Source organism: Rhodoferax sp., assembly GCF_010365055.1.
Taxonomy (GTDB): domain Bacteria; phylum Pseudomonadota; class Gammaproteobacteria; order Burkholderiales; family Burkholderiaceae_C; genus Rhodoferax.
This window is the reverse complement of sequence record NZ_JAAFHA010000051.1, coordinates 1-26553: the sequence shown is the minus strand read 5'-3', so window position 1 is coordinate 26553 and position 26553 is coordinate 1. Positions and strand designations below refer to the sequence as shown.

Below are 26553 nucleotides of genomic sequence, written 5' to 3'. Positions count from 1 at the left end.
CGCCAACGGCGGCGACCCTGTGTCTGCAGCAGAAACACGTCGTAGCTATCAAAGTGCGGTCCTACACCGCCGCCATCGGTGGCGTAGCTGATCATCAAGTCGTCGAGCCGGGCGTCCGGCACAAAGCGGAACTGGTTCATCAGCGCATGCACGGCCTCATGCTGCAGATCCACCCCCTGCACCAGCACGGTCCAGCCCGGCTGCTTCAAAGGCGGCAAGGCACGCCGCGCAAATGGTCCGAGCTTGAGTTGCCAGCCGGGCGTCTGGCCGGGCTGCTGCACCACCAGACGGGCTTGAGAGTCCTCGTGCCCGGCCAGATCAAACAGCTCGGTGCGGTCCAGCAAGGGCTTTAAATTGGGAATGGCCTGACGGATCAGCAAGGGCTTTTTTTGCCAATGCCGCTTCATGAACACTTGCGGGCTTAAGCCACCCAACAAAGGCAAGGGCTTCGAGATATCCATTTGTTTCTCCGGTCACTTCTGGGTTCAAGCACTGACGTATTTCAAACTGCGACAATTCTCCTATGGAAATCAATCAACAATGCGTGGTCGCGCTGACCTGGACCTTAAAAGACACCTTGGGTGAAGTGCTCGACGTGCTGGCCGAGCCGGTCGAATTTCTGGTCGGGGGCGACGATCTGTTTCAAACCGTCGAAGACGCCTTGCAAGGGTATAGAACGGGCGCCAAGCTGGAACTGCAAATCGAACCCGAGCAAGGCTTTGGTGACTTCAACGACCAACTGGTGTTCCTGGAGTCCCGCGAACTTTTCCCCCCGGAAATCGAGGAAGGCATGACCTTCGAGGGCGCGTCACTGCCCGCCGGCTGCAACCCGGACGCGCCCAAAGACGCGTGGTACACCGTGACCGAGCTCTACCCGGAGCATGTGGTGCTCGACGGCAACCACCCCTTGGCCGGCATCGCCTTGCGCCTGAGCCTGAAGGTCGAGGCGGTGCGGGAGGCCACTGAAGAAGAGATTGGTCGCGGCTCAGCTGGTACTGGTTTTTTCAAGGTTCAGGCCATGCATGCCAACGTCTTGGGCAATGACACGCTGCATTGAGGCTTGCTTCAAACTCGATAGCTTACTTTATAGCAATAGCAAGGGCTAGGGCCGAAAATCACCCTTGAAGCGGGCTGGTCGTGCATCGCTGGCCGCGCCAGCATCAGGGCTCAGCCCTTGCCCGTCGAGCCGTAACCGCCCTCGCCGCGCTCGCTGGCCGGGAATTCGCTCACCACATTGAACTGCGCCTGCAGCACCGGCACGATCAGCAACTGGGCAATGCGCTCCATCGGCTCGATCGTGAACGCCACATCACTGCGGTTCCAGGCGCTGACCATCAGTTGCCCCTGGTAGTCGCTGTCGATCAGACCGACCAGATTGCCCAGCACGATGCCGTGCTTGTGGCCCAGGCCCGAACGCGGCAGGATCATGGCGGCAAACTTCGGGTCTTTCAGGTAGATCGCGATGCCGGTCGGTACCAACTGCCAGGCGTTGGGCTGCAGTGTGAGCGGCGCGTCCAGGCAGGCGCGCAGGTCCAGCCCGGCACTGCCCGGCGTCGCGTAGGCCGGCAACTGCTCCGCCATGCGCGGGTCGATAATTTTGACGTCAATTTTTATCATTTTGGCCTCTAGCCCCCGTCTTTATTGCTATATGAGCTATTAATTTACGAGCGAGATTGATTTTTGAATCACGCACCAGTTCTTGCACGTTGGATGCATCCACCAGCAGCAAGGCGTTGTCATCTTGCCCAAAGGTAGCCGGGCCGATGTTGCCGACCAGCAGCGGCACGCCTTTGCGCACCAGCTTGGCCTGCGCGTTGGCCAGCAGATCCTGGCTCTCAGCCGCAAAGCCGACGCAAAACAAGTCACCCGATTGCGCCCGGGGCGACTGCGCCAGCGTGGCCAGAATGTCCGGGTTTTCCACAAAGCTCAGGGTCGGCACCACGCCCGAGCCGTCCTTCTTTATTTTGTGCTCGGCAGCATTTGCGGGTCGCCAGTCCGCGACTGCCGCCGTGGCTATAAAAATAGTAGCTGCTTGCGCATGATCCACGCTGGCTGCGAGCATATTTTCTGCTGAAGTCACGTTGATGCGCCGCACGCCGCGCGGCGTCGGCAGGTGCACCGGCCCAGCCACCAGCGTGACCTCTGCCCCGGCTTCATCGGCGGCGCGGGCAATGGCAAAACCCATTTTCCCGCTGGATAAATTGGTGATGCCGCGCACTGGATCAATCGCCTCGTAAGTTGGCCCGGCGGTCACCAGCACGTGTTGCCCGCGCAGCAGCTTGGGCTGGAAAAAGCTCACCACTTCTTCCAGCAGTTCATTCGGCTCCAGCATGCGGCCGTCGCCGGTTTCGCCGCAGGCTTGGTCACCACAGCCCACGTCAAACACCGTGGCCCCGTCTGCCGTCAACTGCGCCACGTTGCGCTGCGTGGCAGGATGCGCCCACATTTCACGGTTCATGGCGGGCGCCAGCAAGAGTGGCACCTGATCGATCGGTCGCGCCAGACACATCAGGCTGAGCAGTTCATCGGCCTGCCCATGTAACAGTTTGGCCATGAAATCGGCACTGCACGGCGCGATCAAAATGGCATCGGCATCGCGGCTCAGGTTGATGTGCGCCATGTTGTTGGGTTCACGCGCGTCCCATTGCGAGCCATAGACCGGGCGCTGACTGAGCGCCTGCATCGTCACCGGCGTGATGAATTGCTGCGCCGCCGCCGTCATCACCACCTGCACGGTGGCGCCCTCCTTGATCAGGGCGCGGCACAACTCGGCCGCCTTGTAGCAAGCAATGCCGCCAGTGAGCCCCAAAACGATGTGTTTTCCAGCAAGATCATTCATGCGCCGCAATGTAACAGAGCCTCAAGTTGCTTGCGACGCAGGCTGTTCTTCCCCAACCCGACCTCTATAATCTGCCTTTCCCACCTCCCCGAGCTATCAAGCTCCCTCAGACATGACCAAATTTGTCTTCGTCACCGGCGGTGTGGTGTCTTCCCTGGGTAAGGGAATCGCCTCAGCCTCCTTAGCCGCGATCCTGGAGTCGCGAGGCCTCAAAGTCACTTTGATCAAGCTCGATCCCTACCTCAACGTCGACCCCGGCACGATGTCGCCGTTTCAGCACGGCGAGGTTTTTGTCACCAATGACGGCGCAGAAACCGATCTTGATCTGGGCCACTACGAGCGTTTTGTAGAAACCCGCATGAAGAAGGCCAACAACTTCACCACCGGCCAGATCTACAAAAGCGTGCTCGAAAAAGAGCGCCGCGGCGACTACCTGGGCAAGACGGTACAGGTCATTCCGCACGTCACCAATGAAATCCAGGATTTCGTGAAGCGCGGCGCCGGTTGGGGCACGCCGGACGCAGTGGATGTGGCCATCGTTGAAATTGGCGGCACCGTGGGCGACATCGAGTCACTGCCGTTTCTGGAAGCGGTGCGTCAGATGAGCCTCAAGATGGGGCCCAACAACAGCGCTTTTGTGCACCTGAGCTACGTGCCCTGGATTGCGGCCGCGGGCGAACTCAAGACCAAGCCGACCCAGCACACCGCCAAGCAGTTGCGTGAGATCGGCATCCAGGCCGATGCACTCATCTGCCGTGCCGACCGCCCCATCCCCAGCGAAGAGCGGGAGAAAATATCGCTTTTCACCAACGTGCCGGACTGGGCCGTGATCTCGATGTGGGACGTGGACACCATCTACAAAGTGCCGCGCATGCTGCACGAACAGGGACTGGACGGGCTGATCTGCGACAAACTGCGCCTGAACACGCCACCGGCCAACTTGAAGCGCTGGGATGAGTTGGTGTATGAAACAGCGCACCCAAAAGGCGATGTCAACATCGTCATGGTTGGCAAGTATGTCGAGCTCAGTGACAGCTACAAGTCGCTCAACGAAGCGATTCGCCACGCTGGCATGAAAAACCATGTGCGCGTCAAGATCGACTACATCGACTCGGAAACCATCACGCAGGGCAACGTCACGCAGTTGGCCAAGTTTGACGCCATCCTGGTGCCGGGTGGCTTTGGTATTCGCGGCGTTGAGGGAAAAATTTGCGCCGCCCGTTTTGCGCGTGAAAACAAGGTACCGTATCTCGGCATTTGCCTAGGCATGCAGGTCGCCACCATCGAATTTGCCCGCCATGTGGCCGGGCTCAAGGATGCCAACAGCACCGAGTTCGACCCCAGCGGACCCAACCCGGTGATCGCCCTGATCACCGAGTGGAAAGACGAAGACGGCAGCATCAAGACCCGCGACGAAAACTCCGACTTGGGCGGCACCATGCGTCTGGGCGCGCAAAGTTCCGACGTGGTTCAAGGCACGCTGGCGCACCAGATTTATGGCGACGTGGTGACTGAACGCCATCGCCACCGCTACGAGGCCAATGTGAATTTTCTCGATGCGTTGCGCCAGGCCGGGCTGGTCATTTCGGCTTTCACCCAGCGCGAGCACTTGACCGAAATCGTCGAGTTGCCGCAGAGCGTGCACCCGTGGTTCATGGGCGTTCAGTTTCACCCCGAGTTCAACTCAACCCCCTGGGCCGGGCATCCACTGTTCAATGCCTTCATCAAGGCGGCACTGGACCATCAGGCCGCAGGCAAAGCCTTGAAGGCGGTGGCCTGACATGAAGTTATGCGGCTTTGAAGTGGGCCTGAACCAGCCCTTTTTCCTGATTGCGGGCCCCTGCGTCATTGAGTCCGAGCAATTGCAGATGGACACCGCAGGCACATTGAAAGAAATCACCACTTCTCTGGGCATTCCGTTCATTTTCAAGAGCAGCTTTGACAAAGCCAACCGCTCCAGCGGCAGCACCTTTCGCGGCCCCGGCATTGAGCGTGGGCTGGAAATTTTGGCCAAGGTCAAGCGCGAACTCGGCGTACCCATCCTGACCGACATTCATTCCGAAGACCAGATCAGCCAGGTCGCTTCGGTGGTGGACGTGCTGCAAACGCCCGCATTTTTGTGCCGGCAAACCGACTTCATTCGCGCCGTGGCGCAGTCGGGCTTGCCGGTCAACATCAAAAAAGGCCAGTTTCTGGCGCCCGGTGACATGAAAAACGTGATCGACAAGGCGCGTGCGGCGGCACGCGAAAAAGGCTTGAATGAAGACAACTTCATGGCCTGCGAGCGCGGTGTCAGTTTTGGTTACAACAACCTGGTGAGCGACATGCGCTCACTGGCGATCATGCGTGATACCGGTGCGCCGGTGGTGTTTGATGCCACGCACTCGGTGCAATTGCCGGGTGGCCAAGGCACCAGCAGCGGCGGCCAGCGCGAAATGGTGCCGGTGCTGGCGCGCGCGGCGGTGGCAGTGGGCGTGGCCGGAGTGTTCATGGAAACGCATCCCGACCCCTCCAAGGCATTGAGCGACGGCCCTAACGCCGTGCCACTTAAACACATGCGTGCCCTGCTGGAGACTTTGGTGGCACTGGATGCAGTGACCAAGAAAAGCGGTTTTCTTGAAGATTGTTTCAAGGACTGATCGGTTGCTCAGAAATATGAGTCAGGGTTTAATCCATAGCCATTCGGGCTGAGCTTGTCGAAGCGTATTTTTGCCAATCCGATTCGTCAATGCCCTTTGACAAGCTCAGGGCGAACGGAACTACAACATAAGGAAAGAAGAAAATGAGTGCAATTGTTGACATCGTCGGGCGTGAAATTCTGGATTCGCGCGGCAACCCCACCGTGGAATGTGATGTGCTGCTGGAGTCCGGCACCATGGGCCGCGCGGCCGTGCCCTCGGGCGCCTCCACCGGCAGCCGGGAAGCGATTGAACTGCGTGACGGCGATAAGAGCCGTTACCTGGGCAAAGGCGTACTCAAGGCGGTGGAACACATCAACACCGAGATTTCTGAAGCCGTGCTCGGCCTCGATGCGTCGGAACAGGCGTTCCTGGACAAGACCCTGATTGACCTGGACGGCACCGACAACAAATCACGCCTGGGTGCCAACGCGATGCTGGCAGTCTCGATGGCGGTGGCGCGTGCCGCCGCGGAGGAGTCCGGACTGCCGCTGTACCGCTACTTTGGCGGCATGAACGCGGTGCAGATGCCTGTGCCCATGATGAATGTCGTCAACGGCGGCGCGCACGCCAACAACAGCCTGGACATCCAGGAGTTCATGATCATCCCGCTGGGTGCGTCGAGTTTTCGCGAAGCCCTGCGTTACGGCGCGGAGGTGTTTCATGCCCTCAAGAAGATCATCCACGACAAGGGCATGAGCACCGCTGTCGGTGACGAAGGCGGCTTCACCCCCAGCGTGGCGAGCCACGAAGAGGCGATTCAATTGATTCTGCAGGCGATCGATGCCGCCGGCTACACCGCAGGCGAGCAGATTGCCATTGGCCTGGACTGCGCTGCCAGCGAGTTCTACAAGGACGGCAAGTACCAGCTTGGGGCTGAAGGCCTGAGCTTGAACGCGCAGGAATGGACCGACATGCTGGCGGCCTGGGTCGACAAGTACCCGATCATCAGCATCGAAGACGGCATGGCGGAAAACGACTGGGACGGCTGGAAGATTTTGACCGACCGCCTGGGCAAACATGTGCAAATCGTGGGTGACGACCTGTTCGTCACCAACACCAAAATCTTCAAGGAAGGCATCGACAAGGGCATTGCCAATTCCATCCTGATCAAGATCAACCAGATCGGCACCTTGACCGAGACCTTTGCCTGCATCGAGATGGCCAAGCGTGCCGGTTACACCGCTGTCATCAGCCATCGCTCGGGCGAGACCGAAGACTCCACCATTGCCGACATTGCGGTGGGCACCAACGCCGGTCAGATCAAGACCGGCAGTCTGAGCCGCTCCGACCGCATGGCCAAGTACAACCAGTTGCTGCGCATTGAAGAAGATCTGGGTGAGATCGCCTTCTACCCGGGACGCGCGGCTTTTTATAACTTGCGCTAAGCGCATTCATGGGCCAGCGCGTTGTCCCGGCTATCCTGATCACACTGCTCGTGATTCTTCACGCGCAGCTGTGGTGGGGCCGCGGCAGTCTGCCCAACGTGGCCCATCTGACGCAACAGCTCAATTCTCAAAAAGAACTGAACCAGCAGGCACAGCTGGCCAACGACCGGCTCGCCGCTGAAGTGCGGGACCTGCAGGAAGGCCTGGAAATGGTCGAAGAAAAGGCCCGCATGGAGCTCGGCATGGTCAAGCCCAATGAGATCTTCGTGCAGTTTGCGCGCTCTCCCACGCCCGCAAAGGCACGCTGATCCCCACGCTGGTCGCCTGCTACTGGACTGTCTCGCTGGCAGGAGGAAGATCACCGGGAACCCTGAAAATTCGATCCACGTCGATCGGGTCAAACCGGTACTGCACGCCACAAAATTCGCAGCCGACCTCAATTTCACTGCGTTCGTCGATGATGCTGTGCGCCTCCTGGGCACCGAGCCCCAGGATCATGCGGCTGACGCGTTCGCGACTGCAGGTGCAGGAAAAATGCGGCACGGCATCCTCGGCCAAAGGCGCAAAACGCACCAGCTTTTCTTCCCAGAACAGGCGCCGCAAAATAGTGTCGGCGTCAAGCTCAAGCAGCTCTTCTCGCTTGAGCGTCGACGCCAGCAGTGCAATGCGCTTGTAGTGTTCGTTAGTGCCGATTTCATCTTCATTGGCCTGACTTAACCGACTGCCCGCCAGATTGCCAGCCCCGGCCATCGGCAGGCGCTGAATCAGCAGCCCGGTGGCCATCTTGTCGTCAGCAGCCAGCACCAGCGTCGTGTCCAGCTGTTCACTTTGCAGCATGTAATGCGCCAGCACATCGCTGAACTTTTCCAGCTTTTCATGCGCATCACCCAATAAGGACACCACGCCCTGGTAGGGTTGCTGACCGGGGAATCGGGTTTGGGGGTCGAGCGTGATGGCGCATTTGCCGTGGCTATTCACGTTGACCATCTGGCTCAGGCGGGCCTCTGGCGCCACCTCGCCCGTAACCGTGGCCGTGGCACGCAAACCAAAATCAGGCTGCACCTCGACCACCGCCAGTTTGACCGGACCATCACCGAGCACCTGCAAGATCAGCGAACCATTGAATTTGATGTTGGACTGCATCAAGGTGGCCGCTGCCACCATCTCGCCCAACAGGTTTTGCACCGGCAGCGGGTAACTGCCCGCCGCACTGCTGGCGGCGCGGCGCCGCAGAATCTCGGTCCAGGCGTCGCCCAAGCGCACCAGCACTCCGCGCACCGGCAGACCATCAAATATGAATTTATGAATTTCAGACACGCCATTCTTCCCGATACAGTTCAAGTCATTTCGAACCCGTCCGGGTCCGCACAAGCCCTTTAGCTTGGGCTCAACCCGTTTTTTTCAACCCAAGCCGAAAGCGGCGCGCATTGGCCATGTAATGCTGCGCACTCAGGCGTAGACCCTCCAACTCGTCGGGCCGGAGCTGGCGCACCACCTTGGCCGGGCTGCCCAGAATCATCGAACCATCGGGGAACTCCTTGCCTTCGGTCACCAGTGCGCGCGCACCCACCAGGCAACTCTTGCCGATTTTTGCGCCGTTGAGTACCACCGCGCCCATGCCGATCATGGAATCATCGCCCACGGTGCAGCCATGCAGCGTCACCTGATGCCCCACCGTCACGCCCTCGCCCACGCTCAAGGGCTTGCCCACGTCCGCATGCAACACGCTGGCATCCTGAATGTTGCTGCCCCGGCCGATGCGAATAGGCGCCGTGTCGCCGCGAATCACCACGCCAAACCAGACGCTGACTTCGTCCGCCAGCGCCACATCACCGATGACCTGGGCGCTGTCAGCCACCCAGCTTGAGTCTGCGATGCGGGGCGCCAAGCCGTCGAGTTCATAAATTGCCATCGTTCGTCCTGTTGTTCAACAAAGCGGGCATTGTAGGGATGCCGACCGCATCAGTAGCCTACCCGCGCGGATGGTGCTGCGCATGCAGCACCTTGAGCCGTTCGCGCGCCACATGGGTGTAGATGGTGGTCGTTGAAATGTCCACATGCCCCAGCAGCATCTGCACGGCACGCAAATCGGCCCCATGGTTGAGCAGATGCGTGGCAAAAGCGTGGCGCAAGGTGTGCGGCGACAGTGGGGCCGTGATGCCCGCACTGAGCGCATACTTTTTCACAATCATCCAGAACATGACGCGGCTCATGGCGGTGCCGGGCGTGGCGCCGCGCTTAGTCACAAACAGGTCCTCCGTCTGCTTGCCCGCCAGCAACTCCGGGCGGGCCTGCGCCAGATAGCGCTTGACCCAGAGGCTGGCCACTTCGCCAAACGGCACCAGTCGCTCCTTGTTGCCTTTGCCAAAAACACGCAACACGTTGTCCGACAGGCTGACGTTGAACACCTTGAGCGTGACCAGCTCACTCACCCGCAGACCGCTGGCGTACATCAGCTCCAGCATGGTGCGGTCGCGCACGCCCAGCGGCGTCTGCTCATCAGGCGCGGCCAGCAACGCTTCAACCTGGAACTCGCTCAAAGTCTTGGGCACGCGCAGGGCTTGCTTGGCGGCCTGCAATTTGAGCGTCGGATCCGTGCTGATCAGGCGCTCGCGCAGCGCCCAGCGGAAATAGCGCTTGAACACCGTCAGCCGCCGGTTGGCGGTGCTGGCCCTGGTGGCACTGTGTTGCGCAGCAAAGTAGCTGTTCAAATCATGCTCCAGCGTCTCGGACAAGGCCTTGTGCTGCGGTTGCAGCCAGGCGCAATACAGCGTCAGATCGCGCCGGTAGGCCGCGAGCGTGTTCTTGGACAAGCCTTCCTCCAGCCACAGCGCATCAATGAAGGCGTCAATGGCGGCTGCGCCCGGCGGCGTCATGGTTTGCTCTGGCATGGTGATGGGGCGCGTCAAGGACTTGTTGGCGTGAAGACTGAAGCTGCATGGTAACTGCCGCCAGCGCTGCGGCCCTGGCCATCGCGCCACGGCCCAGCCGCTGGACGGGCGCGTTTGACTGTTATTCTCAAGCCGTGAATTACGCGCAACTTCTTTTTCCTGACTTTTCCCTGATTCTGTGCGGCTACCTGGTTTGCCGATACACCGCGCTCAACCGCACCGTGTGGGCGCAGGTTGAGACGCTGGTGTATTTTTTCTTCTTCCCGGTGCTGCTGTTTCACTCCATCATCAGAAGCCCGCTCGACATCGGATCTGCCACCAACTTCATTGGCGCGGGCTGGGCCTTGGGGCTGACGGGCATCGCACTGGCTTATTCAGTGCCGTATTGGCCGGGGTTGCGGCGCCACATTCCAGCACGTCAGCATGCCGCCAGTGCCCAGGTGGCTTTTCGCTTCAACTCGTTCATTGGCCTGGCGCTGGCCGACCGGCTGGCCGGGGCGCAGGGCTTGCTGCTGATCGCCCTGCTGATTGGCGTGTCGGTGCCGCTGATGAACGTGGGCGCGGTGTGGCCGATGGTGCGCCACGCCGAGCGTGGGTTGGCGCGCGAACTGCTGCGCAACCCGCTCATCATCGGCACGGCGCTGGGGCTGGCGGGCAATTTGCTGGGCCTGTCGCTGCCGATCTGGTTGGAGCCGACCGTCAGCCGCATCGGCGCCGCGTCCTTGGCACTGGGCTTGATGGCAGCCGGTGCCGGGATGCAATTGAGTGCGCTCAACCGGGCCAAAACCCTGGCGCTGGCGCTGCTGACGATTCGGCATTTATTCATGCCGCTGGTGGCCTGGGGCTTGTCGCGCCTGTTCGGGCTTGACCCGGTTCAAACCAGCATCTTGCTGGCGTTTTCGGCGCTGCCCACGGCATCGAGCTGCTACGTGCTGGCGGCGCGCATGGGCTATGACGGCCCCTATGTGGCGGGACTGGTGACCGTGTCAACCGTGCTGGGCGTACTCAGCTTGTCGTTCGCGCTGGGCGTATTGCAGGCGTTGTAGGCGTCTGCAACAAGAACAGTTTGATGCGGTCCTCACCTCTGTCAGATCACGGTTTCAGCAAGACCTTCAGCACATTTTGCAGTCTGCGCGCCACGCCAGCGTCAAACTGACTGGCCAACACGGCGGCCGTGTCCTGGCCCCAGGTTTGCGCTGGTGCTGGATCGTTGCGTTTGGTCAGCAGCTGCAATTGCAGCAGGCGCCGGGCGCTCAGGTGTTCAGCGGGGGTAGGCAACTCTGCGGCCATTTCGAGTCGCAACAAAGCCGTGCTGGCATCGCCTGCGGGTGCTTGCGCCAACGCCTTGGCCCAGTTGCTGCGGCCAGCAGCGGTGACGCGGCTACCGAGTTCCTGCTGCGAGGGCATTTGATCGGCAGAGCGCTGCTCCCACGCGGCTAACAACTGGGTCAGGGCCTCGCCGTGCGCCTGCGCCGCGAGTTTGCGCAGGGTCAACTGAGCGTGTTCCAGCGCATCACGCTGGGCACGAAACGCGGTGTCACCCAGACGGGGCGCTTCTTGCCAGGCATCGGCGGCAAAAGGACGCGCGTCACGGGCATCGCGACGCGGGGCCCGGTCATCGGGTCGACCGGCAAAACTGGCATCACGCGGGCCACGGCTGGCGTCTCTGGCGCCATCGCGGCCACCATCTTTGCGGTCGCCAAACTTGCCGCCACGCCCCATTGGTGCCGGCTCGGTCTTTTTCATGCCGGGACGATCATCACCGCGCACGGCCACCACCGGACGGGGTGCGGCTTTAGGTGGTGGCGGCGGCTCCGCGGGCGCGGCTGGCTCTGCCGACTCAACCGCAGCAGATGCCTCAGTCAACTCAGCCACTGCTGGCGCTTCCTGGCCAGACAGCGCCTCCGACGGTTCAGTTATAGCTTCTTTATTAATAGCTACCTGCGCAGCATTGACGGGGGCTAGAGCCTTATTTGACTCATTTTCTTCAAGCGTTGGCAGCGCGGCTTGCGCCGCTTTGGCCTGGGCCTGACCGCGCAAGGCGGCCTCCAGTGCGCTCATGGCGCTGCGAATCAGTTGCGCATCGCCAGCGGCATTGGCTGCTTCGAGCGCCTTGGCGGCATCGAGCACGGTGCGGTCGCGTTCACCCAGCGCCGCGTCAGCCTTTTCCCGCTCGGCCGTCTTGCGGTTGAAGGCTTCGTCGATCGGCTTGCGAAAGGCGTCCCACAGTTTTTGTTCTTGACGTCGCTCCAGCGGTACCACATGGGTCTCGGCCTGCCAACGTTGCTGCAAAGCCTTGACGTCATCAATACGCAGCACGGGCTCGGCCCCCAGCGCCCGGGCTTCGTCGATCAGGGCGTGGCGCGTGGTCAGGCTCTGCTTCTGCAAGGCCTCCAGTGGCGCGGCGGCCTTGTCAATAGCCGCCTTCCAGAGCGGCTGCAGCTCGGCAAACATCTTCTCGCCGACGTGGCCGCCGTCACGCCAACGGTCGCCAAACTGGTGCAGCAGGCGGTTGAAGCCTTTCCAGTCGTTGTCCAGCGCCACCGGGTTGGCAGCGGCCCAGGCATTGACTTCTTCAATCAGCGCCAGGCGCTGCGCCCGATGCTCGGCCGACTCGGCTTTGACCTTCTCCAGCCAGGCTTCGACCACCTTGTAGGCTTCGTTGCAGGCATCGTCAAAACGCTTCCACAAACCATGATTGGGCACGCCGCCCTGGTCGGTCTGTTTCCACTGATCACGCAGCGTGCGCAGGCTCTCCTGCATCTTGCGTCCACCGATGGCCTGCCCTTCCGGGCGCGTGAGCAAGCCTTCGGCCTTGGCCACCAGTTCCTCGCGCAGTTGGTCGGCACGCCAACGCTGCCAGCCTTCCAGCTCGCCGGCAGCCGCCAGCGCGGCATGGGCCTGGTTCTCCAGCTTGTCGTCGATGATCTTGCCGAATTCCTTGAGCGCATTGCGCAAGGCACTGGCGGCACCGGCACTCGCTTTGCCATGTCCTTCGGCCACTTCTTGCTCTAATTTCAATAGCGCATCACGAACAACTGACAAGGCCTGCGCCTTGATTTCTGGATCTACCTTGGCTTTTTGCGGCCGCGCCGCTGCTTCCAGCGGCACACCGCGCAGCACGCGCAGCTCATCAGCCCACACCGGCACCGGCGGCAAGGCAGCTGCCGGGTCACTGGCCGCAGCCACGGCTTGAGCCAAAGCATTCTTGAAAGCGTCCCACACCAGCAGCAGCTGCGCGCGCGAGGCGTCCAGCAGCGGCGGGAACTTGGTGTCAACACTGGGCCAATTGGCGTCCCCGGACAAGGCCAGCGCCTGCGCCTGCCAGTGCTCCACATCAGCCTGCAAAGCTTCCAGCACGGTCTGCGCGTCGCGCCACGGCTTGGTCGACAAGACCTCAATGCGCTGTGCCAGCAGCACCGCGGCTTCGCGTTGCACCTGCACCCGATGCTGCAGATCTTCAATAACCTTGATCCGGTCAACCAGCTGGCTCTTGAGAGTCGCCAACGGCTCCTTGCTTAAAGGCGCACCCGCCTTGGCGGCATCGCGCTGCCAAGCCATGGCATCGGCGATGTTGAGTTTGGCCGAGCCCAACAAGGCCTGCGCCTTGTCCGCCCATTCTTGCGCAATCGACTCCTGGCTCTTGCTGCGCTTGAGCTCTTCAAGCTTTTCGCGCAGCAGTTTGGCAGCGCCTTTGTCTTTGCCACTGATCTCCTTGAAGACGGCCTGCATGTGCTCGGCACTGGGCGCTGTCGCCAGCCAGTCACGGATGCGCGCCGTTCTATCACCCGAGGTATGGGCTGAGAAGGCGCCGCCGGTCATCGCATCCAGCGGATGGGGCTCATGGGCTTTGGCCGGAGTGGGCGTCACGTCGGGCGCTTGAACAGTTTTGTTGAGGGCAGAAAAAGGAAACATGAATCGCACAAGCAAAGAATAGGAAAAATCCCCGCCATTTCTCGGACAGGGCTGAAGCGCTATTTTCGCCGCTATTTCCCGGATGTAGCAAAAAGTCTGTTGATCGACCGCATATTGCTAAAAATCAAGCCGCGCCCAAGCCCCAGTGCTACCGTCCAATTTCGGTTATTTGCACATTTCGCCGGTTTTAATAATCTAATTTAGAATAAAGACTCAATTCATTATTGTTGACTCGATATATAAAGTGCACCTAGAATCCGCCGTCCCTGCTGAAACCCAGGGATAACCCGAACCCGCTGCCGAACCCGGCATAGTCAAATCTCTGCACAACACCCATGACATACATCGCAGGATATTGATAGCGTACCAACCTAAACGAGGTGCCCACGGTGCTGGACTGCTTGCAGTCCAAATCCACGAGCCCCCGCGAACGAAGGAAGAGCTATGACAGCGTCTGAGAAATTTACCCTGGGTCTACGGTCTTTTGCGACCGTCATCACCAAAGGCGTCTTTGAAATCACCCACAGCAGTTTTGCCCTGATCGGGCTGGCTGTTATCTTTGGCATCATTACCTTGACCGCCCGGCCCGAGCTGCGCCAGCTTGGAGAAGTCAAGCTATTTAGCTGGCTGCAAACGCGCCAGGTTGTAGAGTCGGGTCTCGAAAGCGAGCCTGATGCGATTGATCGGGCCACCGCCAGCAACCCGAAAGATCTACCCAAGCAACAAGCGGCGGTGGCGTTTTGGCTGAGTAAAAAATACCGCGTGGCGCCGGAACCCGTGAGTGCACTGGTGGCGGAGGCGTACAAACTCAGCGAGCGCACCAAGCTTGACCCCACGCTGATTCTGGCGGTGATGGCGATTGAATCGGGCTTTAATCCGTTTGCACAAAGCCCGGTGGGGGCGCAAGGCCTGATGCAAGTCATGACCCACATTCACAAGGACAAGTACGCCAACTTTGGTGGCCAACTCGCCGCCTTTGATCCGCTCACGAACCTGCAGGTAGGCGTGAAGGTGCTGCAAGAATGCATCAAGCGTGCCGGGTCCGTCGAAGGCGGGCTGCGCTATTACGTCGGCGCTGCCAATATAGAAGATGATGGCGGCTATGCAGGCAAAGTCATCGCGGAGCACGCGCGACTGCAACGTGTGGCCCAGGGCCGTGCCGTGCCGATCTTCCGCCCCCAAGCCGCTCCTGCACCAGCGCCCATCAATCCTGAAGACAGGCCGGAGATCGTGGCCGCTCTGTTCAATTCCTGATACCAGTCGATGGTTGCGGGGGGCAGATGCGGTGTTGCGTCGGTTAAACTCGGGCGGCACGCGACTGGCGATAGGCGCTCGACCCGATAAGGGCATGAGACGCTGAAGTGGGAACACCACGGGGGAGCGTGCCACATAGCCTATCTGGCAACTGTGATTAGCCGTTCGCCTGGGCAGCCCTGGGATCAAATGCTTGACCCCCAGGCCCAATGTCTTCAAGGACTGCCATGTACGACCGTAAGATTCTCATTGAACAAACCGATCCCGAAATTTTTGCTGCTATTGCAGCGGAAAACGCGCGCCAGGAACAGCACATTGAGCTGATCGCCAGCGAAAACTACGCCTCGCCCGCCGTCATGGCCGCGCAAGGCACACAACTAACTAATAAGTATGCTGAGGGCTACCCTGGTAAACGCTACTACGGCGGTTGCGAGTTTGTGGACATCGCCGAGCAACTGGCCATCGACCGCGTCAAGCAAATCTTTGGTGCCGAAGCCGCCAACGTGCAGCCGCATTGCGGCGCCTCCGCCAACGAAGCCGTGTTTCTCGCCTTCTTGAAGCCCGGCGACACCATCATGGGCATGAGCCTGGCCGAAGGCGGCCACCTGACGCATGGCATGGCGCTGAACATGAGCGGCAAGTGGTTCAATGTTGTGTCATACGGACTAAACGACAAGGAAGAAATTGATTACGACGCCATGGAGCGCAAAGCCCATGAGTCCAAACCCAAGCTGATCATTGCCGGCGCCTCGGCCTACAGCCTGCGCATTGACTTTGAGCGCTTTGCCAAGGTCGCCAAGGACGTGGGTGCGATCTTCATGGTCGACATGGCGCACTACGCCGGCCTGATTGCAGCTGGCATTTACCCCAACCCGGTGCCGCACGCCGATGTAGTGACCTCCACCACCCACAAGAGCCTGCGCGGCCCGCGCGGTGGCATCATTTTGATGAAGGCGCAGCACGAAAAAGCCATCAACAGCGCCATCTTCCCCGGTCTGCAGGGCGGCCCGCTGATGCATGTGATCGCTGCCAAGGCGGTCGCATTCAAAGAAGCGCTGCAGCCCGAATTCAAGATTTACCAGCAACAGGTGCTGACCAATGCGCGCATCGTGGCTGAAACACTGGTGTCGCGCGGCCTGCGAATCGTCAGCGGTCGCACCGAAAGCCATGTGATGCTGGTCGACCTACGTGCCAAGGGCATCACCGGCAAAGAGGCCGAAGCCGTGCTCGGCAGCGCCCACATGACCATCAACAAAAATGCCATCCCGAACGACCCGGAGAAACCCATGGTGACCAGCGGCGTGCGCATCGGCACTCCCGCCATGACGACCCGTGGCTTCAAGGACGAAGAAGCCCGCATGACTGCTAATTTGATAGCGGATGTACTAGACAATCCGAGGGATGCAGCCAATATTGATGCAGTGCGCGCCAAAGTCAACGCGCTGACCGCGCGCTTCCCGGTTTACGGCTGAACCACCGTTCGGACTGAGCTTGTCGACGTCCTGCAAGTGAAAAAAGATGAAATGCCCCTTCTGCAGTCACTCTGAAACCCAAGTGGTGGAAACCCGGATTTCTGAAGACGGGGACTCCATCCGGCGTAGGCGCCAATGCGCATCCTGTCAAAAACGCTTCACCACGTATGAGCGGCCCGACGTGTCCTTTCCGGCCATCGTCAAAAAAGATGGCCGGCGCATTGAATACGATCGCGCCAAATTGCTGGCCTCCATGAAACTGGCGCTGCGCAAACGCCCGGTGAGTACCGAGCAGGTGGACGGCGCCGTGGAGCGCATAGAAGAAAAGCTTCTCATGCAAGGGGTGCGCGAGCTTCCCTCCGCCCGCCTGGGCGAACTCGTGATGCGCGAGCTAAGGAAGCTCGACAAAGTGGCCTATGTGCGCTTCGCCAGCGTCTACCGCAGCTTTGAGGATATTGACGAGTTCAAGACGCTGGTGGATGAGGTACGGCGGTAGGCCACGCGAACGGGCGCAAGCCCACCGCGCTGACGACCTTATTTCCAGCATTCTGGAACTGTGGGGCCACTGGCACTGCGGCCCTTGACGCCGGTGTTGGTCAGTGTCAGGTTGCCACATTTGTCCGTAGTCGCCGGCGTGGCAGTCAACGTGTAGGAATTAACACTGACGGCGCTGATCGAAAGTCCATATTTTGGACTTTCCGAAGGCACGGACTGCAAGCGCGTTGGCAAGTCAGGTGCGTCCCCCGCGTCATTTTTGGTGTAGCGGCTGTTCGCCGCATAGAACCGTTCCATGAACTGCTGCGCCTCCAGCAAAGCCGCCCTGGCAGCCGAGCGATCACCGCGCTTCACACTTTCTGTATAGCTTGGATACGCGACGGCAGAGAGAATGCCAATGATGGCAACCACAATCATCAACTCAATCAAGGTGAAACCCGATTGATGTCCTTTGTGCCCGCCATCTGCCCCGTCATTTAGCAAGTTCATATTTTTTTCAGTAAAAGACTAACGATCAGAGAATCGGTGGATTGATGATGCGGCGCCATACGCGGTCTTTCACCTTTCTCGCCCCACCAGATTCATCAGGATCTTCGATGGAAGCCCCCATCTGGCTCGTGGTATTTTGAATGCTGATCTTGGTTTTGCAGAGGCCGCCAGAACAGACAGGCGAGCCACGCACGACCGCATCGATACCGTCGGCGTTGGTGCCATATCCGGCAACGATCGCATCACTGTCGTTGATCAAACCGTTGCCATCCGTGTCAAACATGCGATAGCTCGGATTCACCCCTTGTTCCACCGGGATCAACAAATTTGTCCCAGACCCGGTTGCTGATTCGCACACCGCCACACCAGTCGCCGGCTTCACCACGCTCACCAGTGCCAGCTTGGCACTCACTACCTGCGGCGGGTAAACCACCCGCATGCCAGATGCAACATCCAGGTTGATCACCCAGCCACGCTGGGTCGCACTGGTCCAGTCGACAGGGGTCCCAGTCAATGAATAAAAGGTCGCGCCGCCTGTGCCAGACACGGCCACCAAAGAACGTGAGACCACATTCGCTCGTCCCATCGGCCTCAAAACTGAATCGCCAGCCTTGTCCCAAATACCATAGGTGGCTTGGGTTGCAGTGGAATTGGCATCGTCCTCCGTTGCCAACAATCCAGTCCCGAATACGACAATCTTGCCCCCAAGCGAATGGTCAAACAAGATTGGGGGTTGGGTGATGGGCTGCGCTACACCATCGGTGTGCGTTGCCGTAAAAAACGCTGATCCGCCCGAAACTTCAAAACGACTGGTTGCAGTGGCCAGATAGTCAAACTTCCACAAGCTACCATTCAAGTCGCCAGCATACAAGGTGGTGATCTGGCCAACGCCATTGCGCACCACACCGACACCACCCAAACCATTTGCCCCAGCTGCCCCCACCTCCAGCGTCTGCGCGACACCGGTCTGCAAATTGACAACAAACAACACGGCTTTGCCAGCGTCGCTAAAGTTTCCATTGCCAAAAATGGCGACCCATTCACCGTTGGGCAACACGCCAACCTGCATTGGCGCTTGCACATAACCCAGATCACCATTGGCCGCGCTGCTCAACTCCCAGCGCACCGACGATGCACCCAAGCTCGCCGTATTCGTGACGTCCAGGCCAAAGACCGCCCGACCGCCAGAACCCAATGATCCCAGCACGTAGTTGCGCCAACTGGCGCTGCCTGCTCCCGGGGCGTTCACAAAGGCATCGGCCTCCACCAGCGGGCCATCCACATAAAACTGGTGGTACAGCGAAGTAGTGCCATAAGTCTTATCCGCCAACTTGGACAAATTCGAATAGACAGTCTTGGGTACATAAGCAAACACCTCCTTGCCGTCATCCGCTGGCGTGACGCCAAGGGTGTCCTTGAAGGCATGCAACATGCCGTCATTGCCACCCACAAACAGGGTTGCGGTGCGGCCTGACTTATATGTCAGAAAGCTGGCGTAACTGGCGCCCCCCTGGGCCGCAGGCAAGGTGGCATAACCCATGTTGAGAGAATCCTTGACCAATACCGGGTTGGAGTTGATGAAGTCACCCAGCACGCCCTTGCGCGCCCTGAAGGGCTGCCCTGCCCCTTCCTTGCTTCGATCGCCACGCAGAAAATCAACCATGTCCAATGCCGTGCTGGTTGGCGTTGTACTGACCGTACCTAGATTGGATTGATTGGTGGACCCCATGGAGGCCCAGGTGAACGCTACAGCGGCCGCCGGTGTGGTGTCCGTACTCCAGGTCACAATATTTCGACTCCCCCAGGCGGGCAATTTGGACTCAGCCGTCCAGATTTGTGCGCCGGCTTGACCATTGGCATCCAAAATGTAGGTTTGGATGTCCCCATTCCAATCGCCGGTTTTGTACAAGGGCACATATTTGCGGTTACCGTCCTGCAAAACAGTCGACGCGGTGGCCACCCCTGCCTCACGCAACTCGCGCTGCAACGCTTGTCCCACAGAATTTCGAACTGCCGAGGCCAGTTCGGTTGGATCTTTGGCACTGATGAATTCGCCACGGCTGTTCAAAGCGGAATGCCACAAATCGTCAATCTCATCAGTGCCCCATACCTTGTCACCTGAGGTAAGTGCCGGCAAATCCGTATCGGGGTTCAGCAACCCGCCGGGCAACTTATCAGGAACCATCGTCCCCCGCACCCCCAAGCCAACCATGAAGTTAACCATGTGCTGCCAAAATGCCGGATTGTCAGCGGATGGAACCACATTGTTGGAAAGATCCGTCCGCAGGTCCTTCTTCCAGTACGCCATCGAGTAGTCGGCGAGGGTATCTGACTTTTCATCCTTGTAGGGCCGCGTGGCGAGGTACTGGTAGGTCCGCCCGGTGGCTGTGATGACATCACCCTTGGTATTGTCTGAATTGCCGACAGCGGTGGTCGTACCATTCCAATAGCCGTCAGTCACCATAATGTGGTAAGAACGCCGGCAAGATTTGTCTGCCGTCGTGTTGGTGACACCAGGATTGTCTGACCAAGGGCCCTTGCTGTCGCTACGGGAATAATATTCGCCAACCGCGCGCATGGCGCCGGGTAATGGCGTACCACCCTCGGCGGGCAGCGCATAGAGCCAGTCAAATAGATCGCCTTTAGTGGTGGAGGTGAAATCACGCACACCGGCTTTGATCACTTTGGTGCTGACGCCGTCAATCGACGTCGAAGTGTCATCGTTGATACGCCCCCAACCAACACGGAAAGTGTCCGTGGACTCAGCAAAGGCTTCAACCAGGGCGCCGCGCGCCAGCAAATTGCGCGTGCGGTAGTAGGTGAACCAGTTGGCAAAATTTTGCCGCTCTTCAACTTGCGAACAACCCGATGCGCCAATCGCGCCGGTGCAATCCGTGCGTGCTGCGACTTTGATGAAAGTCGACTCGCGGTTGATGGAGTATTCGGTGTAATTGCCAGCCGTCGTTGGGTCTTTGTAGGCACCAGCCGCTGTCTTGTTGAGACGGAAGAACAGCCCGGGGTCGTAGTCGTGCTTCGCACTATCTCCGGAAGACTGGCAACCGCTATTATCGTCAAGCCGAAAGCACCATCTCGTTTTCACATCGCGAACGTCGGTTAGATTGACGACATCAACCGTAGAAGGATTCATCGGGTTGCGGTAGGCGGCGGTAACGGGTGAGTTCGCCATCCGGCCTGCCGGATTGGTCGATGTCGCCGCTGGCAGTGGATAGGTCGCGAGCGCCCATGGCAAATAGCGCACTTCGGGGTTGTAGTAAATGGTATTGGTGTCGGGCGAGCGCATCAATTTTTGACGGTAGTTTTTCGTACCGCGCTGGGCGGCGATCGTTCCATCAAATTGACTTGCAACTCCTTGACTCGAACCTGGTCCACCCAGTGTCGCGTTATCCCCCGGATCCATACGAACTGAAGCCCCACCGATTGGATTGTCCACGGAATAGGCGCCTACATAAATCTTGTTTTCAGGCATGTGTTGAAACATCATCGAACCCGAATCATCCATCGTCAGCATGATGTTGGGTTTGACACCGCCACCATCGCGACTCAGCAGCGGTTTTTGCGAGGGCTGAGCCAACGCGGCACCGGCGAGCAAGATCGTGGCAAGACTGACCGCCAGCATCAAGGGCCGCACGGGCAGCAGCAATTTGTTCATGGACACGATCGTCTCCTTTTTCACTGTAAATTGATGGTCGACTGCAGCCACACCACCGAGCCACCGGTCGTCTTGCCGGTTGTTGAGTCAAAGGTGTAGTCGGGGCTGAAGCCCCTGGCGGTGATCACGTAAGCCAGATTGCCGTCAGCCATGGTCTGCTTTTCCGCCACGCATTCCGGCAATTTGCTTGGCTTGAAGGAACTGTCGGAAGATTTGATCTGGAGCTGTGGCAAAGGAGTCTTGGACGCCGATGCGCCGCCAGTGCCAATCCATGTTGCCGTCTGCTCCCACCCCGTAGCAGCACCAGCGGCAACCGTGATGATGTTGGCCTCCACCAAAGGGGTACCCAGCCTGCCGGCTGGAGCGGCCACATCGTCGGGCTTTGCCAATTCGGCTTCGCAGTACCTCAAAGCAGCCTCAGCATATTGCTGCGCCAGATTCTGCAAACGAATATTGTTGGTCACCTTTTCACCTGATGTGGCGTTGCGAATGGCCGCCGCCGACGTCAGGCCGATGATCACCAGCATGATCAGCACAATGATGAGCGACACGCCCGCCTGCCGGGCGTGCCAGGAATCACGTGAGGAAGAGGAGTGGGAATTCATAGCCACCTTAAAAAGCCATTTTGTTGCGTAAGGTCACCGTGGTGAAGTACGCACGCCGCAAAAATTTGTCGGTGATGGTCTGTTCAGTCGAATCACAATCCAGGTACTTTGGCGGTAACAATGGATCCGGATACAAATCCATGTCAAGGACAGCCTCGCTGCTGCGGATGAGCAAACACACCTTGACGGCAATCACATTGGCAAAACTTGCATCCGCCAAATTGCCAGCCGTGACGTAGCGCAACACACGGCGGTGGTCCAGTGCCACGACTGGCGTGGGCACCACTCCCGCCAGGGGTGCCACGCCCGCCTCGCCGTACCAGAACTTCATGGCTTCGACGTTGTCCACCAGAGGCTGACCTGCTGAGCCCTGCCGACTGGCACAGTGCAACTCAGAGCGCCCAGAAGTACCCGTCAACAGGTAATAGCGGTTGAAGGCGATGTAAAACGTATTGGTTGGATCGATGGTTAATCCGTTCCCCAGGCAATCAGACGGCACACTCCCAGGAGAAGAAGTGGGCACCGTGTTCGTGAAGTCGGCTTCATAAACCATCTCAATGGCAGGCGATTTCGGCGTCCCTGTCTCGCAAGCCACATCCCCAACCACGTTCTCGTCAGCAAATCCTTCATCACAGCCAAACACGGGGCGTCCTGAATAAGTCCGTAATAAGTTTCCAGTAAAAGTTGGCGGCACAGTCGCCGGGGTAACTGGTTCAAAGCCCGTGGGCTGTGCGTACCCGGCCAGCAGCAAATCCCGCGATAGAAGCCCCAAACCAAGCTGTGCGTTTTCATTCATCTCGGCATAGGCTGCCTGCTGTGCACTGCTTTTGCCCGACGCCATGTAGCTCACCAGCACCGCACCGACCACCACCAGTCCAATCACCAGCGACACCATGACTTCGACCAGGGACACGCCACGCACGCGTGACCGCAACGCGCTATGCTTCATAGGTTGATCCTGAAAAAACTGCAGCGGATGCTGGCTGGCTCTGGATCGTCACCGCGATTCAGGCTATCGGGGCACTCGGTGGTCAGCGCGGGTGATTCATCCGTGCTCGCTACGGCGGGATCACGCCACACCACCCACAGGTCCATTGCAACCGACCCCGCCTGGCGCATGAGAAATACCGAACCTGCAGGCAACTGGTCGCGCACCAGAATGCGCCACTGCGCCAGATCCAGTGCCGCAATCTGCGCCGGCGTACAGGTAATCGCAGCGGTGTTGCACAGATCGCTGCCGGTGGGCAGCGTTGCCTTGGTTGCCTGCCCGGCAAAATCCGTAGTAAAGTCGTAATCACCCGCAAAAAAACCTGATGCCACCACGGCAGGAACAGCGGGTGGGCCGACAACAGCGGCGACCGCCGCCTGGCCTTTGTTGGCACGCATGCGTTCACCCATGTCACTGGCCAGTTGCGACGCAGTGGCCCGGTATTGCGACATCTTGGTGTAGCGCATGGAAGCCGCATTGACGCCCGCCAAAGCCAGCAAGCCGACGGAGGCAATCACGATGGAAACCAAGACTTCGATCAACGAAGCACCGCCAATGAATCGAGGGTGACGCCGCGTATTGGAGCCTCGGCTTGTTATTAGACGCATGACGAACTCCCCTGGGACCTGAGACCGGCCCGACCGTTGATGGACACACAAACGATGCGTGTCGACCCAGCAGGAACATTGCCGCTGGGAGTAATGATGAACGTCTGGTTAGCCGCCTTGGCCCAGCCAGTGGGTTGGTATCTGAAGTGATATTGAGAGGTTCCGTCGGCTGCGGCAATCGACGCAATCGAGGGCAACACATCTTGCACCCTGACGATCTGATCGCCATCTGCAGTGTCAACGGCTCCATCACCGTCAAAGTCGACGAAAACAATCCAGCCGTCCTTCCACAGCGCCCCGCTGCCGGTGCAACTGGTGCCGTTGGAGGAAGCGCAGACCGTCACCTTGTTTGAACGCTTGACCGCCTCGGATCGAGCAAATCGCATATCACTCACCAAGGCATCCGCGGCCGACCCCACACTGCGCTTCACCAACATGGTCCGAAAACTAGGCACCGCAAATGAAACCAGCACGGCCACAATAGCGACAGTGATCAGCAGTTCAATTAACGTAAAACCTGAGTGACGAGTTTTCATGGCGCTTAGGTTAATCTATGGCGTCCCAACTGGAACCCCATGCCGACGTGCGGTAGAGCCAAGCCGCCAGCCGGCATGTTTTTGGGTCAATAAGAAGCTTCTTCCTAACTTTTGAGCATCAATGTGATTGAACAAGCGATTCGACTGGCCACTCTGGGGCGACTAATGGCGCCACCCAATCCGGCGGTGGGATCTGTCATTGTGTCTAGGACAGGCCAACTCCTGGGCCAAGGCCATACCCAGCACACCGGCGGCCCGCACGCCGAGATCGTGGCTTTGCGCAATGCCGCCGAGCAAGGCCATGTCGTTGCAGGCGCCACCGCCTACGTCACCCTGGAACCCTGCTCCCACCATGGTCGCACCGGCCCGTGCTGCGACGCGCTCATTGCCGCAGGCATCAAAAAAGTAGTGGCTTCCATCGCCGACCCCAATCCACTGGTCTCAGGCCAAGGCTTCGCGCGCCTGCGCGCAGCGGGGGTGGAGGTCGAAGTGCTGCCGACGGATGACCCGCTGGCGATTGCGTCGCGCGAGCTCAACATCGGCTTCTTCAGCCGCATGATCCGCCAAACACCCTGGGTGCGCCTGAAGATGGCGGCCTCGCTCGATGGCAAATCTGCTTTGGAAAATGGCGTGAGTCAGTGGATTACTTCCGAGGCAGCGCGCACCGACGGCCATGCCTGGCGCGCCCGCGCCTGTGCCGTGCTCACTGGCATTGGCACTGTGCTGGCCGACAACCCGAAGCTGGACGTGCGGCTGGTTGACACGCCGCGTCAGCCCCATCTGGTGATCGTGGACAGCCGCCTTGAGACGCCGCTCGATGCTCAACTATTCATAGCTGGTCGCGTTTGCTACATCTACGCAGCAGCCCAAAATGATTTGAGAAAAGCAGCGCTTGAAGCGCGTGGTGCCACGGTGATTTACATACCGGGCCGGGAACCAGGAACAGAAAACAAGGTGGACCTCGCCGCCATGTTGCGAGACCTGGCCGCGCGCGAAATCAATGAACTGCATGTGGAGGCCGGCCACAAACTCAACGGCTCGTTCATTCGGGAGGGTTTGGTGGATGAATTTCTGGTCTACCTCGCGCCCCTGCTGATTGGGCTGGGCAGCGGCATGGCCAACTTCGGACCGATCACGCAACTCAAAGATGCGGTGACCCTGCGCTTTCACAGCGTTGAACCCGTTGGCCCCGACCTGCGCATCATCGCCCGACCACCGGGGCGTGAAGCATTTTGAATGGTCATGGCCGATGGATTTCATGGTGCTATGTATTATATAGCTACTCAGGCAAGTAACACGGGGGCTAGAGGCCAAAAAGGCTTAAATTTTACCCGAACGTCTGCATTGCCGCGTCAAGGCGGAAAGTCGCCAATTCGTTGCCCTCTGGCTGTGCCTGTTTTTGTGGGCAGAACATTGGCGCCAAATCATTCTGAGACAATCGGGACATGTTTACTGGAATCATCATTGGCGTGGGGCGCATCGTCGCCGCCCACGCTCTCGGCAGCTCTTCAACCCACGGCAAGCGATTGAGCATCGAGTGCCCCCCCGCTTTCCTTGACGATGTCGGTTTGGGCGACAGCATTGCCCTCAACGGCGCCTGCATGACGGTGACCTCACGCAATGCCGCACAGCAGCAGTTCACGGTGGATATTTCTGCTGAATCATTGGACAAGACTGCCGGGCTGGCGCAACTTGGCCCCATCAACCTCGAGAAAGCGCTTCGCGCGCACGACCGTCTGGGTGGTCACATCGTGGCGGGCCATGTGGATGGCATCGGCACCGTCACGCATTTTGCGCAGGTGGGCGAGAGTTGGGAACTGCGCCTGTTGGCGCCCAAAGCGCTGGCCAAATACCTCGCCTACAAAGGCTCGATTACCGTCAATGGCGTCAGCCTGACCGTTAACCGCATCCTGGATAATAAAGACGGCTGCGAGATGAGCATTAACCTGATACCCCATACGGTTCAGAATACGGCGCTCAATACGCTTCAAACCAGCTCCCGGGTCAACCTTGAGATTGATTTGATCGCGCGCTATGTTGAACGCATGCTCAACGCGGACCCGCAGCAGACCCATCCGACTGCGCCTTAACGCGTCAGCCACCCAGCGCCTTACTCCCCACATCTAGCCCTCCATGAAAGACCGCCGCATGACCGTCCCCATCCCCGTAACCATTTCCCCGGTTGAAGACATCGTGGCCGACATGCGGGCCGGCCGCATGGTGATTCTGGTCGATGAAGAAGACCGCGAAAACGAAGGCGACCTGGTGCTGGCCGCGGACCACGTCAGCGCCGACGCCATCAACTTCATGGCCCGCTTTGGCCGCGGTCTGATTTGCCTGACTCTCACGCGGGGCTTGTGTGAGCGCCTGCAACTGCCGCCCATGACGGCTCGCAATGGCGACAAAAAAGGCACCGCCTTTACCGTGTCGATTGAAGCCGCTGAAGGCGTCACCACCGGCATTTCGGCCGCCGACCGCGCCCGCACGGTGCAGGCGGCAGTGGCCAAGAATGCGCACCCACAGGACCTGGTGCAACCCGGCCATATTTTCCCGTTGCAAGCGGTTGAGGGCGGCGTGCTCATGCGCGCCGGCCACACCGAAGCCGGCTGCGACTTGGCCGCCATGGCGGGCTGCACCCCGGCCTCCGTTATTTGCGAGATCATGAAAGACGACGGCACCATGGCGCGCCTGCCCGACCTGCAACTGTTTGCGGCCGAGCATGGCC

25 protein-coding genes and 1 riboswitch are annotated in these 26553 nt (G+C 59.4%); of the genes, 12 read left to right on the top strand and 13 right to left on the bottom strand.

The window, feature by feature from the left end; all coding sequences use genetic code 11:
• Positions 1-461 (bottom strand): cupin domain-containing protein (locus tag GZ093_RS12455; RefSeq protein WP_296486342.1); only part of this gene is annotated, 461 nt, incomplete at its 3' end.
• A 62-nt stretch (positions 462-523) separates the two neighbouring features.
• Between GZ093_RS12455 and GZ093_RS12450 the strand changes: the two genes are divergently transcribed.
• Positions 524-1057 carry an FKBP-type peptidyl-prolyl cis-trans isomerase gene (locus GZ093_RS12450; protein WP_296486340.1) on the top strand — a complete coding sequence of 178 codons (534 nt, stop codon included), beginning with the start codon at positions 524-526 and terminating at the stop codon, positions 1055-1057.
• Positions 1058-1167: 110 nt separating this feature from the next.
• On the opposite strand, the gene dut is transcribed toward GZ093_RS12450, so the two are convergent.
• On the bottom strand, positions 1168-1614 hold the full coding sequence (gene dut / locus GZ093_RS12445) for a dUTP diphosphatase (protein ID WP_296486347.1): 447 nt from the start codon (positions 1612-1614) through the stop codon (positions 1168-1170).
• Positions 1604-2839: a bifunctional phosphopantothenoylcysteine decarboxylase/phosphopantothenate--cysteine ligase CoaBC gene (gene coaBC / locus GZ093_RS12440; RefSeq protein WP_296486338.1), complete on the bottom strand. Its 1236-nt coding sequence runs from the start codon at positions 2837-2839 to the stop codon at positions 1604-1606. Before coaBC ends, dut begins: the two co-directional genes overlap by 11 nt.
• A 112-nt stretch (positions 2840-2951) precedes the next feature.
• On the opposite strand from coaBC, the gene GZ093_RS12435 reads away from it, so the two are divergent.
• The 4 genes from GZ093_RS12435 to GZ093_RS12420 all read left to right on the top strand — a co-directional run bounded on the left by GZ093_RS12435 (position 2952) and on the right by GZ093_RS12420 (position 7213).
• Positions 2952-4619 (top strand): CTP synthase, encoded by a 1668-nt coding sequence (locus GZ093_RS12435; RefSeq protein WP_296486336.1) that lies wholly within the window; start codon positions 2952-2954, stop codon positions 4617-4619.
• A 1-nt stretch (position 4620) separates the two neighbouring features.
• Positions 4621-5478, top strand: coding sequence for a 3-deoxy-8-phosphooctulonate synthase (kdsA, locus tag GZ093_RS12430; protein ID WP_296486334.1), 858 nt, complete (start codon positions 4621-4623; stop codon positions 5476-5478).
• A gap of 143 nt (positions 5479-5621) precedes the next feature.
• Positions 5622-6905: a phosphopyruvate hydratase gene (gene eno, locus GZ093_RS12425; protein ID WP_296486332.1), complete on the top strand. Its 1284-nt coding sequence runs from the start codon at positions 5622-5624 to the stop codon at positions 6903-6905.
• Between the two features lie 8 nt (positions 6906-6913).
• Positions 6914-7213 carry a septum formation initiator family protein gene (locus tag GZ093_RS12420; RefSeq protein ID WP_296486330.1) on the top strand — a complete coding sequence of 100 codons (300 nt, stop codon included), beginning with the start codon at positions 6914-6916 and terminating at the stop codon, positions 7211-7213.
• 19 nt (positions 7214-7232) lie between these two features.
• On the opposite strand, the gene GZ093_RS12415 is transcribed toward GZ093_RS12420, so the two are convergent.
• The 3 genes from GZ093_RS12415 to xerD form a co-directional block, all read right to left on the bottom strand.
• Positions 7233-8222, bottom strand: coding sequence for an Hsp33 family molecular chaperone HslO (locus tag GZ093_RS12415; RefSeq protein ID WP_296486327.1), 990 nt, complete (start codon positions 8220-8222; stop codon positions 7233-7235).
• A 70-nt stretch (positions 8223-8292) separates the two neighbouring features.
• Positions 8293-8817, bottom strand: coding sequence for a gamma carbonic anhydrase family protein (locus tag GZ093_RS12410; protein WP_296486326.1), 525 nt, complete (start codon positions 8815-8817; stop codon positions 8293-8295).
• A 58-nt stretch (positions 8818-8875) separates the two neighbouring features.
• A complete protein-coding gene (xerD, locus tag GZ093_RS12405; RefSeq protein ID WP_296486324.1) occupies positions 8876-9796 on the bottom strand; it encodes a site-specific tyrosine recombinase XerD in 921 nt (306 codons plus the stop codon).
• A 134-nt stretch (positions 9797-9930) separates the two neighbouring features.
• Between xerD and GZ093_RS12400 the strand changes: the two genes are divergently transcribed.
• Positions 9931-10842: an AEC family transporter gene (locus tag GZ093_RS12400; protein WP_296486345.1), complete on the top strand. Its 912-nt coding sequence runs from the start codon at positions 9931-9933 to the stop codon at positions 10840-10842.
• Positions 10843-10888: 46 nt separating this feature from the next.
• Here GZ093_RS12400 and GZ093_RS12395 read toward each other — a convergent pair whose 3' ends face one another.
• Positions 10889-13711, bottom strand: a complete 2823-nt coding sequence (locus tag GZ093_RS12395; RefSeq protein ID WP_296486323.1) for a DUF349 domain-containing protein — start codon at positions 13709-13711, stop codon at positions 10889-10891.
• 444 nt (positions 13712-14155) lie between these two features.
• Between GZ093_RS12395 and GZ093_RS12390 the strand changes: the two genes are divergently transcribed.
• The 3 genes from GZ093_RS12390 to nrdR all read left to right on the top strand — a co-directional run bounded on the left by GZ093_RS12390 (position 14156) and on the right by nrdR (position 16933).
• Positions 14156-14965 carry a lytic transglycosylase domain-containing protein gene (locus tag GZ093_RS12390; RefSeq protein WP_296486321.1) on the top strand — a complete coding sequence of 270 codons (810 nt, stop codon included), beginning with the start codon at positions 14156-14158 and terminating at the stop codon, positions 14963-14965.
• A 50-nt stretch (positions 14966-15015) separates the two neighbouring features.
• Positions 15016-15147: riboswitch (ZMP/ZTP riboswitch) on the top strand.
• A gap of 45 nt (positions 15148-15192) precedes the next feature.
• The gene (glyA, locus tag GZ093_RS12385) at positions 15193-16437 is read left to right on the top strand and encodes a serine hydroxymethyltransferase (protein WP_296486319.1); all 1245 of its coding nucleotides are present in this window, start codon (positions 15193-15195) and stop codon (positions 16435-16437) included.
• Positions 16438-16483: 46 nt separating this feature from the next.
• Complete coding sequence (gene nrdR, locus GZ093_RS12380) at positions 16484-16933, top strand: transcriptional regulator NrdR (protein ID WP_296486317.1); 450 nt, start codon at positions 16484-16486, stop codon at positions 16931-16933.
• A 38-nt stretch (positions 16934-16971) separates the two neighbouring features.
• On the opposite strand, the gene GZ093_RS12375 is transcribed toward nrdR, so the two are convergent.
• Genes GZ093_RS12375 through GZ093_RS12350 form a run of 6 tightly spaced genes read right to left on the bottom strand, consistent with a single transcriptional unit; the run spans position 16972 to position 23828 of the window.
• The gene (locus GZ093_RS12375; RefSeq protein ID WP_296486315.1) at positions 16972-17421 is read right to left on the bottom strand and encodes a type IV pilin protein; all 450 of its coding nucleotides are present in this window, start codon (positions 17419-17421) and stop codon (positions 16972-16974) included.
• Positions 17422-17446: 25 nt separating this feature from the next.
• Positions 17447-21142, bottom strand: a complete 3696-nt coding sequence (locus GZ093_RS12370) for a PilC/PilY family type IV pilus protein (protein WP_296486313.1) — start codon at positions 21140-21142, stop codon at positions 17447-17449.
• The gene (locus tag GZ093_RS12365) at positions 21112-21696 is read right to left on the bottom strand and encodes a hypothetical protein (protein ID WP_296486311.1); all 585 of its coding nucleotides are present in this window, start codon (positions 21694-21696) and stop codon (positions 21112-21114) included. Before GZ093_RS12365 ends, GZ093_RS12370 begins: the two co-directional genes overlap by 31 nt.
• A gap of 7 nt (positions 21697-21703) precedes the next feature.
• Positions 21704-22645: a PilW family protein gene (locus tag GZ093_RS12360; RefSeq protein ID WP_296486309.1), complete on the bottom strand. Its 942-nt coding sequence runs from the start codon at positions 22643-22645 to the stop codon at positions 21704-21706.
• The gene (gene pilV / locus GZ093_RS12355; RefSeq protein ID WP_296486308.1) at positions 22642-23292 is read right to left on the bottom strand and encodes a type IV pilus modification protein PilV; all 651 of its coding nucleotides are present in this window, start codon (positions 23290-23292) and stop codon (positions 22642-22644) included. The genes GZ093_RS12360 and pilV overlap by 4 nt, the downstream gene beginning before the upstream one ends.
• Positions 23283-23828 (bottom strand): GspH/FimT family pseudopilin, encoded by a 546-nt coding sequence (locus tag GZ093_RS12350; RefSeq protein ID WP_296486306.1) that lies wholly within the window; start codon positions 23826-23828, stop codon positions 23283-23285. Before GZ093_RS12350 ends, pilV begins: the two co-directional genes overlap by 10 nt.
• Before the next feature lie 117 nt (positions 23829-23945).
• Between GZ093_RS12350 and ribD the strand changes: the two genes are divergently transcribed.
• The 3 genes from ribD to ribB all read left to right on the top strand — a co-directional run.
• Entirely contained in the window at positions 23946-25064 is a 1119-nt protein-coding gene (gene ribD, locus GZ093_RS12345) for a bifunctional diaminohydroxyphosphoribosylaminopyrimidine deaminase/5-amino-6-(5-phosphoribosylamino)uracil reductase RibD (protein WP_296486343.1), read from the top strand.
• A gap of 209 nt (positions 25065-25273) precedes the next feature.
• A complete protein-coding gene (locus tag GZ093_RS12340; RefSeq protein ID WP_296486304.1) occupies positions 25274-25918 on the top strand; it encodes a riboflavin synthase in 645 nt (214 codons plus the stop codon).
• Between the two features lie 58 nt (positions 25919-25976).
• Positions 25977-26553 (top strand): 3,4-dihydroxy-2-butanone-4-phosphate synthase (ribB, locus tag GZ093_RS12335; RefSeq protein WP_296486303.1); only part of this gene is annotated, 577 nt, incomplete at its 3' end.